Below are 12,960 nucleotides of genomic sequence, written 5' to 3'. Positions count from 1 at the left end.
AAGCACTTAGTATAAAATAATTATCTAAAATTGGCTTACTTGTACCCTTCTGTTACAATAGCGACAAAGTAGATATTTAAAACATGGCAGAAACTGGTAGAATCAGGGTTGCTAAAGATAAAGCGGATTTAGTGAAAGCGTTGACCTTTTCAGATGGTAGCACAGGGCCTTTTCAAACATTCGCTGATGTGATTGTGTTTGCTGCGGCGTTAGGTGCAAAGCATAAAAAGCGCGTACCCTTGGGCGAAATTTCTAAAAGAGAACCATCACCAATCAGATTAGAATACTTCGCTTCAGTAGGAAATGATGTGGTGATTAAATTATTAGGAATGACCGAAGTTAAGGAAATTAACATTTTATCTATATATGAAGAAGAATATGAAACTCTACGTAATCAAATCTTTGAAGAATATGCTAATGGGGGGCTAGAGATATTACAAAATGAGTTGCGCGGAGCAGTTGATTACTCAGAGCGAATTTTGTTATTCCTTAGTTATGAACGAACTCGCGCAGATGAAGAGGAAGAGGAATTTAATTTAACTAAATTCCTCTTTTAATTAATCTGAGATGAATAATCAAAGACTGATTAATTAAATCCATCCCAAACTAGCTATTGCCATTTTAACTGCATCATTAACAGCATTTGCCGCAGTAGATAATTTATAAGGCTTATCTGGATTTTTAGGTTTGGGATCTATTCGCACTACGTTATCTTTCCAAAGAGGATTTTCTCTCGACCAATTTATCTGTGAAAGTTGCCATACTTTTTCTTCATTGAAATAGTTGTCCATTGGTGAATAAGTGCTGTGTAATAAACGTCCTAACACCTCCAACCCAACACTTACACCTAAAAGACAATCTTCTTTAAAAGAAGCTACTTCATCCTCAGTTAATTCCTCAACTGGAGTATCAAATATATACTCTGTATTACTACATTGTGAGAAAAATTTATTCAGACAAATAACTAAAGAATCTGATGCTTCATAAACATCATAATCTCGTAGTTGATTATTCGGATCATTAGTGAAAACACAACTTACAAACCTAGCTATATAGTTAGTTGTATAAATGAGTTTTTGTTTAGTAGCTGGGGAAGATTTAATCTTCTCTGTTTTACCTAGAAACATTGGCACTCTTTGGACTAATTCTTTGGTAATGCCAACTCGACCAGAAAATTCTCCAAATGATAATAACAATGATTTATCTAACTGTCTTGTTTGTGCCATGTCTCTAAAATCTGTCTGACATTGGCGAAAATCTCCCTCTAAAACCAGCGTAATGGGGAAATCATCATCACTAATTAAATAACTTTCTGGACTTTCGATTAATTCATGAATAGCACGTTTACGATGCTGTCCATCTGTGATGTCTAATTTAACGCCACGACGAATAACAACTAAACAAATACCTCTACCCAAGTTAATAATTGCGATATCTTTTGGATTGACATTCGCAGTCAGAGTTCCTACAATCCAAGGTTTTTCCTTCCTAGCACGGTCAACTATGTATTCTTTGATTTCTTCTGCATGACCTTTTACTTCTGGGCGATTTTTTCCAGAATCAGGATCATTATCCTTGGATGGTTTTGCTTGTAGAAGTCCAGAGAAATCACTTGCAGGTACATTGATTTGCAGCATAGTTCGCTTTCCCTGTCTAAAAATTAGCCCAGGATAGCAACGCTCACGATGATATTCAGAAAAAAAAGGTTCAAGAACGGCGTTAAACTTAGCTTGAAGTTCTGGTGAAATAGTATTTACACCATCCTGGTTGATGCTAACCATAGATAAAATTGTATAATTTGAGTCTAGTGTTTAACATACTACGCCGTTATAAAGCCATTTGGAATCAGTAAAAACCCTCTGAAATCAAGTTGTTGAACCGCCAATTTATATTAACGATGGAAGTCCTACTTCCTTTGGTTGTACAAACTCACCATCAAAACCAATGGTTTTATTTTCCACAGTCCTAGCATTAGCCAAAGCCTTACGCAGTTCAGCACGTTCCATTGAATCCTCAATCCCACCTAAAATATAAATCAACAATTTTACAGCTAATTCTTTTCCTGAAACCTGGACGCGCTTTTTATTAGGGTCATATAAAACGCCATACCACAAAGATTGAGGGTATTCCATACCAGTAAAACCGCCTTGTTGGTCAAATTTCTTCAATTTCTTAAAAATACTGGCTAAAGAAAAACCTTTCCTAAACACTAAAAATCCTAAAGCTTGTGCTATTGCAACCTGCGCCACAGGTCGGAAAAGTATATTTGCTTCACCGCCTCCCTTTTCAAAACTAAATCTTCTCAAAACAGGCGTATCTTCATGTGCCAAAATCTTATAACTAGGTAAGCTTGCCAAGTTATCAAAAAGTTTGGTGAACTCAGCAATTCCCTGTTCAATTTCCTCATTTTCTGGACGCATGGGAATTAAACCTTTCTCAAAAGGTTTCCAATGAGGAAACTTATAACCCAAGTATCTTTCTGACATATCTTGCAACGCTTGCAAAGTTGTCAAAACTGTAGAATTTGTGGCTACTGTTGCACTATTCCAATTAACGCGGGGGTTACGATTTGGTTTTTGTTCCAAGAGTGGGTGAGTCACCGCAATTTTTCGCGCCACAATGGCAAAACCATCATCTTCATTTAATTGTGCTAACTGACCTTTAGTTAAAGGTGCAGCCATTAAGTTAACATGAACAAAAACTGACCTTACCCGCCGTCTTGCTTCAGTGCGAGTTTCCCCAGCATTGACAGCACAAATAAATTCAATGCCAATTTTTTCTTTAGGTAAGCTTTGTAAATAAGCTGGGTCTACTTGATATTGTTCCAGCAAGTCTGACACTGTGATAAAACTATCATCAGCCGTTTTATCCTTTTTATATCGCTGGAGTTTACCAGTTTTAATTAACTCTATTAAACCCTGAACTCCCATGAGTCTGTGTTGACCATCAAGTGCATAAATGGTCACATTTTCTTCAGAAACATTAAGTAAGCCGACCTTACCATCTTTATCCAAAGGAATAAAATCAGTTGTAGACTTTTTAGCACATCCTTGTCCGTCCCATTCAGCAGCTTTATTATCATCAGCCCAAGGCTGATTAATTACTACTAATACTGGAGGAAATTTATGATTTTTTCTTGCTGCTAAATACTGAACTAACGGCGCTTGACGTGACCAGTCCAGGGGACGCTGTTGAATTTCGTCAATACTATCAGCGTCAATTTCGATATTATCTGTTTCTGGGTTGTACTTTTTTTGCAGCAGAGGTAAACCAGAGGCGAAGTGAACCCGACCCGCAAACCATTCTAGAGTTACAGACCCTATATAAGCCTCTGTACCGCCCATTTCCGTTTTTTGAACGAGAATTTGGTCTTTTCTTTGTAAAAAGTTTTCTAAAAGTAAAGCTAGTACCTGTTTTTCTTTGTTTTCTCGTTCTAGGTACTCTCTAGCTATGTCAGCAGTTGGATCAGATGTACTATCTTTCATGTTAGTTTTTGAAAAATGTGTAAAAAACTTAGAAGAAAAGTGTACAATTTTTAAAAATTGCAGTAAATATATATAGAGTCAATCAAATATTTATTGTTGCAAGCAAGCTCATCAAGTTTTGCACCCTAAACTGAAGGAGTTTAGCAAAACAACCAATTTCGCCTACGCGGATTTGATTCCGTGTGGGCTAATCTTGCCTGCTTAAAAGTCATAGATGAGGTGACATTCTTTTGTTCGGAGGAAGGGGGAAATGAGTACCGCACAACAGCCAGAAAATAAAGGTCAGCAAACACGTACTGTAGCAGACTTAGTAGAAGATATCCAAGCTCTGACCACAGAAATTCAAGAATTGTATTGTTTAGATGCAATACCTTGGGTTGTGGGTTATTCGGGGGGAAAAGATAGTACAGCAACTCTACAGCTCGTTTGGAATGCGATATCTGGATTACCTCCAGAAAAACGGAATAAAACAATATATGTGATTACTACAGATACATTGGTAGAAAATCCTATTGTAGCTGCTTGGGTACGTAATTCGTTAAAACAGATGGAATTGGAAGCCCAAGCGCAAGGATTACCATTTCAACCCCATCTATTACAACCAGACTATAAAGAAACATTTTGGGTTGGTCTGATTGGTAAAGGTTATCCAGCACCCAGAGGTAAATTTCGCTGGTGTACAGAACGTCTAAAAATTAACCCGTCAAATCGCTTTATTCGTAATGTTATTCGTACTAATGGAGAAGTTATTGTTATTTTAGGTACTCGTAAGGCAGAAAGTACAAGACGCGCCAGCAGAATGAAAAAACTGGAAGCGATGCGAGTACGCGATCGCCTCAGTCCTAATATGCACTTACCAAACTCTTTAATTTATAGCCCTATTGAAGATTGGCAAAATGATGAGGTTTGGCTTTATCTCATGCAATGGGAAAATCCTTGGAGATACAGCAATAAAGACTTATTCGCTATGTATCGAGGCGCTTCTGCTGATAATGAATGTCCTTTAGTTGTTGATACATCTACACCTAGTTGTGGTAGCTCTCGTTTTGGTTGTTGGGTTTGTACGTTAGTTAGCCAAGATAAATCTCTGGCTGCTATGATTCAGAATGATGAAGAAAAAGAGTGGATGCAGCCTCTACTCGATTTTCGTAAGGAATTGGATGCAGAAGAAACACGCGATCGCCGAGATTTCCGCCGTAGAAATGGAGATGTTCAATTGTATGAACGCAATCTAGAAGGCGAAAAATCTATTGAGCCTATTCCTGGCCCTTATATAAAAGAAGCGCGGGAAGATTGGTTAAGAAAGTTATTAACTATTGAAAAACAAATCCGCCAAACAGCACCAGAAAATATGCGCGACATCACACTGATAACTGTGGAAGAGCTTAGTGAAATTCGTCGTATTTGGTTGGAAGAAAGACATGAGTTTGATGACAGCTTACCTCGCATTTATGAAGAAGTAACTGGCGAAAAGTTTAAAGATCCACGCCCTGGTGCTGATCAAAAATTACTAGGTAGCGATGAATGGGCTGTGTTAGAAGAAATCTGTGCTGATGACAAGATGCACTTAGAACTCATGTCAAACCTTTTAAGCACAGAATGGCAATTTCGTAAAAAAACAAAGCGTTTAGGAATATATGAATCTTTAGAAAAATGTTTTAAGTCTAGTTCCCGTTCTCCTCAAGAAGCAATTGCCAATGCTCATTTAAAACGCGATTTAAGAGAAGCTATTAGTCAAGGTGATATGACTAAAGTCAAACAGCTAACTTTAGGCGATTTTACCATACCCAATACGGAAACTATAACCTCTGGTCGGTCGGAGGCGATCGCACCCGATACACCAACTGAAGCAACCGAATCTGATGCTAAGGCCAAGGCTTGGGGAAATAGGAAATTCAAAAAGAACCAGAAAAAGTAAATTATACCTAGCGATGAGAAATCGCGGCTACACAGACAAAACCCGCCTGCGCGGGTTAATTACTGTTAATCTCTAATTAGTCTGCGTAGGCAGACTTTGCCTGTGTAGCTGCGAATTACATTCGCCCTGGACGATGTGTAGCCGCGAATTACATACGCCCAAAATAATGTTTCGTTGCTTAAATTACAATGATATTTCTCGAACTCGTTCTACAAAATTTTGGACCCTACGCGGGTAGACAAGTAATCAATCTTGACCCAAGAATTGAAGATAATCCTCATCCAATTATCTTGTTAGGAGGGATGAATGGTGGCGGAAAAACTACCCTCATGGACTCTATCCGCCTTGCATTATATGGACAACGCGCCCAATGTTCTACTCGTGGAAATTTAAGTTATAATGATTTTTTAAATCAATGTGTTAATAGTAAAGCTAACCCTGCTGAAAAAACTAGAGTTGAGTTACTTTTTGAACATATTGAAGACGATAAACCAGTAAAATATCGAATTGTCAGAACTTGGGAAAAAAACCCTAAAGATGGCAAAGATTCCTTGGGAATTTTAGGCGATGACGATACTTGGCCTGTTGAATCTTTGATGAATACTTGGGATGATTATATAGAAAACCTTCTGCCATTAGGAATTTCTAATTTGTTTCTCTTCGATGGTGAACAAGTAAGGAACCTTGCAGAACAGGAATCACCACCACAGATTGTAATTGAAGCTATTCGTGGACTTTTAGGGCTACAATTACCAGATAAGTTAGCACTGGATTTAGAGGTTTTAGTCAACCGTAAGCGTAAAGAACTTGCGGATACCCAAGATTTAAACACTCTACAAGAAATTGAAACAAGGTTATTAAAACAGCAAGCAGATTATCAATTCACAGAGCAAGAATTAGCTAGTTTAAAAAATCAAGTTGAGGAATTAGAAAATATCCAACAAGAAGCCTGGAATAAATTTGTTTCTGAAGGTGGTAAAATAGCCAGCGATCGCAGCCTACTAGAACAGCAACAAAAGGAAAAACATCAAGCAGCCGAAACTATCAGAGAGTCAATGTGTCAGTTAGCTGCTGAGGTGTTACCATTGGCGTTAATTCCTCATCTACTCAGTCAAGTCCAAGCACAAGGCGCGAAAGAATTTCGTCATCAACAGGTACAGTTAGCTAGGGATGTCTTAATTGAGCGAGATAAACGCTTACTGCAATGGTTAAAAGAGTTAACCATTACTTCCGAACAAGTTGAGAAAATACAATCATTCTTAACTGAAGATGCGGATAATTTATATGCAGTTCCCTCCCAAGCAGAAGCACCTTGGCTATTAGCTGATGAGGAAAGTTTAAGCCAGCTAGATAATATAAGATATCACTTGCAAAATGCTAAAGTTTCGGCAAAGCAACAATTAGCTAATCTCAAAAATTTAGAAGAAGAACTCATTGTTTTAGCTAGACAAGTGCAGACAGCCGCCGAACCAGAAGCTTATCAAAAGTTACGTGCGGCTGTGGATGAAGCACAAAACCAAGTTGTCCAAGCTAAGGCTAATTATGAAACTACTCGCCGGACTTTAGCTGAATTAGCAGAGACTATCGAAAAAACTAAAACAGAATTAAGAGAATATACCGATAAAAATATTGATAAGAAAAATAGAGAACATATTATTACTTCAGCAACCAAAGTTCAAGAAACACTCAAGGTCTTTCGGGAAAAATTAACCCTACGTAAACTCAATAAATTAGAAGAGGAAGTAAAGAATTGTTTCCTCTACCTACTGCATAAATCAGACTTAGTGTTTCGCATCGCTATTGATACTAACACCTTTGCTTTATCTCTGTTCGATTTTGAGGGTAAACCAGTCCCCAAACATCGCCTGTCAGCAGGGGAGAAACAACTACTAGCAATAGCTTTCCTTTGGGGACTAGCTAAAGTCTCTGGTTTGCGTCTACCAGTAGCAATCGACACACCCCTGGCTAGACTTGATTCCTCCCACCGCCAAAACCTTGTGGAGAAATACTTTCCCGCCGCTAGCCATCAAGTAATTTTGCTATCTACGGATACGGAAATTGGTAAAAAAGAAGTAGAAATGCTCAGGAGTAATGAAGCGATCGCCCGTGAATACCTTTTGCAGTATAATTCAGCTACTCGTCAAACAACCGTGCTGGAAAACAAGTATTTTTACTAAACTTCAGATTCCTGGCCTGGACTTACGCAACTAGCACTTAGGGTAGGGTGCGTCAGATGTGGAAAATCCTTAAATGTGTATGAAACTATCGTAAATAAAAGGGTTTAAGACCCCTACGTCTATACGTAGTATCAGTTTCAGTCGGGGTTTAAATCCCCGACTGTTCGCGTAGCGTGCCGTAGGCAAAATGTCTTGAATTTTGAATTTTGAATTTTGAATTTTGAATTTTAAATTGTTAATGGGTCTGACGCACCCTACAGTTAGTTTGATGATGACACTTGCGTCAGTCCCACTGGCTTCATAAGATGTCGGGAATCTTGTCAACTATTTAATTAGGCAAAAACTCCGTGTTTATACGTAAATATGTAGAACAAGATTTGCCATTTATTTAATAAGATTCCATCACAACTTTACCCAATCAAGTCGCATGGTTTCCTAAACTAGGTTGTATGTTCAGCTACTCAACACTGCTAAATACTGAATCAGGCTTTTAAGGAGATAAATTGCTGAAAAGCTCAAGCCCTTAATTAAGCTAACCCAATTCTAGAAGCAGGAGAAGTATAAATACATACTAGCTAATTAGGAAATCTATCAATGAAGGAAATTGTTCAGAGACTTGTGCTTGGCGCTTCGATAACTGCTGGTATGAGTGCGATCGCTATTCCAGCACAAGCAGGTAGCCTCACAAATGTTACCATTAGTGGATCAGCAGCCAGTGATTATTTAGTTTATGGTGTTCAGGGTAATAATACAGTACGTATTCCCAGCAACTTGACAAACGTACAACAAGTTTTAGATGGCAACGCACAAAGCCCTACTGGTAACGTAGAGTTACGCGCCAGCAGCGAACAATCTAATTTTAATTTTTCCCAAAACACCACCTTATCAGGAACAATTAACGGTGAAATCTTAACTCTTAGCAGTCTGACAGCATCTGATTGGTTTGGCACAGGGACATCAATAAACACTACCTATGGGGCTAACACTTTAGCAACAAGGTGGTTTAATGATTTTTTAGTTAATGCGGGTAAAGGCAACTTAGTAGGAACTTCTTTAGCTACTAGTGCCTTCAATTTATTTGTACAGATTAGGGGTTTTCAGCGTACTAGCGACCCTAATATCTCTTACGTTAACCAAGATGATACAACTGGCTTCATCACAATTGGGTTAGCAGGTCACTTCGATTTAAAAGCTTACTACAGTAGTCCCAATTCAGGATTCGCTACATTTGCCAAGCTTTTACCTAACGGATTCCAAGCCAGTGAAGTTGTTAAGTACACCTATAATGGAGTTACTGACTATCTGTATAGTTTCAGAGCTACAAGGAGTGGATTAACTGCCTCTGAGGGAACAGATACTCAATCTCACAGTGGTAACTATGAAGTAGGATTCCAAGGTATAGTTCCAGCGTCAACCCCAACACCTGAACCTTCTGTTGTTCTTGGTCTTGCAGGTATTGTTGGTTTTGTTGTGACAAAACGCAAGTCTAAAAAAGTCTTTCGTTAAGAATCAGGTTTAAATACGAAATAGACAACCATAAAGGAGTTAATTACTCCTTTTTTTATCAGGACTTACGCATAAAAACGAAAAATCTAGGGTTTGGGCAAGGGTGTAGGGGTATAGGGGTATAGGGGTGTAAATCATTAAAACCCTTACACCCTTACACCCTTACCCCCCTACACCCAGTCTCAACAGATAACCTTGGTGCGTAAGTCCTGAGTTTAAATATAAACAGAAGATAAAGCAAAAAGACGCTAAATATTTGCTAGGTAAAAACCTGTAGACTCGGCACAAAGCAACTATTTTTCTTAAAATAAAGATAGGTAAATTTGTGAGATTACCTGCGGGAAATTGTGACAACATCTGCTCAAATACTACCACTGGTTAAAGAGCCAGAACGCTTGGAGGCTCGTCTAAAAGAGATTCCACCGGAACCAGGCGTTTATTTCATGCGGGACGGAAGCGATCGCATAATCTATATCGGGAAATCACGGAAGTTGCGATCGCGGGTTCGTTCCTATTTCCGTGACGGTAACAACAAAACTGAACGCATCGCCACAATGGTGAAGCAGGTGACGGAGATTGAGTTCATCGTCACCGATACCGAAGCTGAAGCCTTGGCGCTGGAAGCCAACTTAATTAAGCAGCATCAGCCATACTTTAACGTCCTGCTGAAAGATGACAAAAAGTATCCCTACGTATGTATCACATGGTCAGAAGACTATCCTCGGATTTTCATCACCCGTAAACGACAATTAGGCAAAGAAAAAGATAAATATTACGGGCCTTATACTGATTCAGGCTTGTTAAGAGAAATCTTACGCATATCTAAGCGGATCTTTGCCCTGAGACAACGCCCACAACCACTATTTAAAGACCGTCCTTGCTTAAACTATGATTTAGGTCGCTGTCCAGGTGTGTGTCAACAATTGATTTCACCAGAAGAATACCGCAAAACTGTCCAGAAAGTGGCGATGGTGTTTCAAGGACGGACTCAGGAGTTGATTGATATCTTGAGTGAACAGATGCACAAAGCGGCGGAAGCTTTGAACTTTGAAGTAGCCGCAAGGATTCGCGATCAAATAGGTGGGTTAAAATCCTTGACGGCGGAACAGAAGGTTTCCTTACCAGATGATACCGTTTCACGGGATGCGATCGCACTTGCATCTGACACACAACACGCCTGCATCCAATTATTTCAGATTCGTGCTGGGCAATTAGTCGGACGCTTGGCTTTCGTCGCTGACTCCCAGGCTGAACCGGGAGCGATTTTACAACGGGTATTAGAAGAACATTATCAAACTGCTGAATCTGTAGAAATTCCCACAGAAATTTTAGTCCAGCATGATTTAGCAGATGCGGAAATATTAGCCGATGTCTTAAGCCAGCGTAAGGGGAGGAAAGTGACTATTTTCACGCCCCAGCGCCAAGTTAAGGCAGAATTAATAGAGATGGTAGAACGCAATGCCCAGTATGAATTGCAGAGAATGCAGAAAATGGGCGATCGCAATCATCAAGCCACCCAAGATTTAGCTGATATTCTCGATTTACCTGACTTACCCCACCGTATCGAAGGTTACGATATCTCCCATATTCAAGGTTCTAATGCGGTAGCTTCCCAAGTCGTGTTCATCGATGGATTACCAGCCAAGCAACATTACCGTCACTATAAAATTAAAAATCCTACTGTTACCACAGGACATTCAGATGATTTTGCCAGTTTAGCTGAAGTTATTCAACGGCGCTTCCGCAAGTATGCAGAAGATCCGCAATTACAACGCTTAGGTAATCCTGACTGGCCTGATTTAGTGATGATAGATGGCGGTAAAGGTCAGTTATCGTCGGTAATTGCTGTTTTGCAAGAGATGAACTTACTAGAAGACTTGCGGGTGATCAGTTTAGCCAAGCGACGCGAAGAGATTTTCCTACCGGGTGAATCCCAACCCTTAGAAACCGATGCAGAACAACCGGGAGTGCAATTGTTGCGGAGATTGCGGGATGAAGCGCACCGTTTCGCCGTGAGTTTCCATCGTCAACAACGCAGTGATAAATTGAAGCGATCGCGCTTAGATGAAATTCCCAGTTTAGGACACAACCGTCAAAAACAGCTACTAGCTCATTTTCGCTCCGTTGACTATATTCGTCAAGCCACACCCTCGCAGATAGCCGAAGTCCCTGGAATCGGCCCACGTCTAGCTCAAGCGATTTACGACTACTTCCATCCGTAGCATACTGGTGCGTTACGGCTAATTCCTCATTTCGCCAACGCTCAAATCCTTACATAGTGGCTTGGCAAGGCTAAAATGTTGCATTAGATTGGGAAAAAATCGAACGCAGATGCACGCAGATAAACGCAGATGAATAAGATGTTAGATTGTTTGCTAATTCATTATTTTAGCATGGTCATGCCAATACTTAAGATTTAATTTAACGTGAGTTCGACCAGTGGGGTTTTGACCTCTCCCCCAACCCCTCTCCTACGAGGAGAGGGGAGTATAGCACCCTACTACTATGCCAGTTGCGTAAGTCCTGATTGATATTAACCCGGATAGACTCTACCTTTCCAAGCACCGCCGCGTCCTTGCCAATGACGTAATGCAGAGTCGATAGTCATGAGAGTATAGAGAACAGCGATCGCAGGTAAACTAAAAGCTAAGAATGGCGAAAGTTTATAAAAACGAATTGTGGGCAAATAAGCCAAGGACATCAACAACCAAGTAGCTAACCCTGTCAATGCAATTCTCCAGTTACCCATCAATGCACCAATAATAGTCCCCACAGGCGGAAGCAGATAAATCAACGTCATCGCCACTACAGTTCCCAAAAGTAACCAAGGCGAATAATTTAATTGAGTGTAAGCAGTCCGTGCTACCATATCCCAAATCGTTTGTAAAGATTTATATGGTCGTAGACTGCGAGTTAATGAACTTAAGCCTAGCCAGATTTTGCGGGACTGGGGACTGGGGGGAGAATTATCTAATTTTGAATTTTGTAGCTTTAGCTTCCCGTAGGGTATTTTGAATTTTGAATTTTTATCGGTTCCCTTAACGACTTGCGCGAGGGTACAATCATCGATTAAAGCTTGGCGAATGACTTGGATACCACCAATTTGTTCTAAGGCTGCGGCGCGAATGAGGATACAGCCACCAGCAGCCGCCGCAGTTTTATTTTTTGGATTATTCACCCAGGGAAAGGGGTAGAGTTTTTGAAAGAAAAAGACGAAGGCGGGGATTAAAAATTTTTCCCAGAAGCTTTCGCACCTCAGTTTTACCATCACTGATGCTAAGTCTAAATCTTCTTGTACAGCTTTGGCGACCAATCGCCGCAGATTACTGACATCATGTTCAATATCTGCATCAGTGAGGAAAAAATAATCAGGTGCGATTGTGTTGGCGTTGCGAATACCTTGCTCAATTGCCCAGAGTTTACCAGACCAACCAGGGGGTAAAGATTCGCCCTTAACAATATGTAATTGTTGGGCTTTGTCTACAGCGTGGGCTACACCTTCCGCAAAAGCGGCTGTCCCGTCTGTACTTTGGTCATCAACTAAAAAGACTTGGAAATCACCAGGATAATCTTGTAGCAGGAGCGATCGCAAGCTCATCGGTATCATATCAGTTTCGTTACGTGCCGGCACTACTGCACAAATTTTCGGTAAATAATTTAACTGTATTTCCCCAACTTCCAACCGCTGATCTGACCGCCAAAACTGTCCCCGCAAAGTTAATAATCCCAACCAAATAACCAAAGATAAAAGCATTAACCCTAAAAAAGATGCACCCATAAGTCGTTACCACTTCAAATTAAAATTTTCGTGAGTGGGGATGAGGGAGTGGGGGGAGATGAGGGAGTGGGGGGATCTGGGGGAGAATGCTAACTG

8 protein-coding genes are annotated in these 12,960 nt (G+C 40.1%); 5 read left to right on the top strand and 3 right to left on the bottom strand.

Annotated elements, in window-relative coordinates; genetic code table 11:
• Positions 1-83 precede the first annotated feature (83 nt).
• Positions 84-557 (top strand): DNA phosphorothioation-associated protein 4, encoded by a 474-nt coding sequence (locus H6G83_RS18290; protein WP_190474881.1) that lies wholly within the window; start codon positions 84-86, stop codon positions 555-557.
• 33 nt (positions 558-590) lie between these two features.
• On the opposite strand, the gene H6G83_RS18285 is transcribed toward H6G83_RS18290, so the two are convergent.
• Both H6G83_RS18285 and H6G83_RS18280 read right to left on the bottom strand, forming a co-directional pair.
• Complete coding sequence (locus H6G83_RS18285; RefSeq protein WP_190474879.1) at positions 591-1,781, bottom strand: DNA sulfur modification protein DndB; 1,191 nt, start codon at positions 1,779-1,781, stop codon at positions 591-593.
• Positions 1,782-1,886: 105 nt separating this feature from the next.
• Positions 1,887-3,485, bottom strand: coding sequence for a DGQHR domain-containing protein (locus H6G83_RS18280; RefSeq protein ID WP_190474877.1), 1,599 nt, complete (start codon positions 3,483-3,485; stop codon positions 1,887-1,889).
• Positions 3,486-3,735: 250 nt separating this feature from the next.
• Here H6G83_RS18280 and dndC point away from each other — a divergent pair, with 250 nt between their 5' ends.
• From dndC to uvrC, 4 genes are all read left to right on the top strand, one after another.
• Positions 3,736-5,403 (top strand): DNA phosphorothioation system sulfurtransferase DndC, encoded by a 1,668-nt coding sequence (gene dndC, locus H6G83_RS18275; protein WP_190474875.1) that lies wholly within the window; start codon positions 3,736-3,738, stop codon positions 5,401-5,403.
• Positions 5,404-5,591: 188 nt separating this feature from the next.
• Positions 5,592-7,580, top strand: a complete 1,989-nt coding sequence (gene dndD, locus H6G83_RS18270) for a DNA sulfur modification protein DndD (protein WP_190474873.1) — start codon at positions 5,592-5,594, stop codon at positions 7,578-7,580.
• Between the two features lie 594 nt (positions 7,581-8,174).
• Complete coding sequence (locus tag H6G83_RS18265; RefSeq protein WP_190474871.1) at positions 8,175-9,086, top strand: NF038130 family PEP-CTERM protein; 912 nt, start codon at positions 8,175-8,177, stop codon at positions 9,084-9,086.
• A 347-nt stretch (positions 9,087-9,433) separates the two neighbouring features.
• Entirely contained in the window at positions 9,434-11,308 is a 1,875-nt protein-coding gene (uvrC, locus tag H6G83_RS18260; RefSeq protein WP_190474870.1) for an excinuclease ABC subunit UvrC, read from the top strand.
• Positions 11,309-11,619: 311 nt separating this feature from the next.
• Here uvrC and H6G83_RS18255 read toward each other — a convergent pair whose 3' ends face one another.
• Positions 11,620-12,864, bottom strand: a complete 1,245-nt coding sequence (locus H6G83_RS18255) for a glycosyltransferase (RefSeq protein WP_190474868.1) — start codon at positions 12,862-12,864, stop codon at positions 11,620-11,622.
• Positions 12,865-12,960 lie beyond the last annotated feature (96 nt).

Source organism: Anabaena azotica FACHB-119 (genome assembly GCF_014697625.1).
GTDB lineage: Bacteria > Cyanobacteriota > Cyanobacteriia > Cyanobacteriales > Nostocaceae > Trichormus > Trichormus azoticus_A.
Note: the sequence above shows the minus strand (reverse complement) of the source record. Positions and strands in the feature narration are given on the sequence as shown.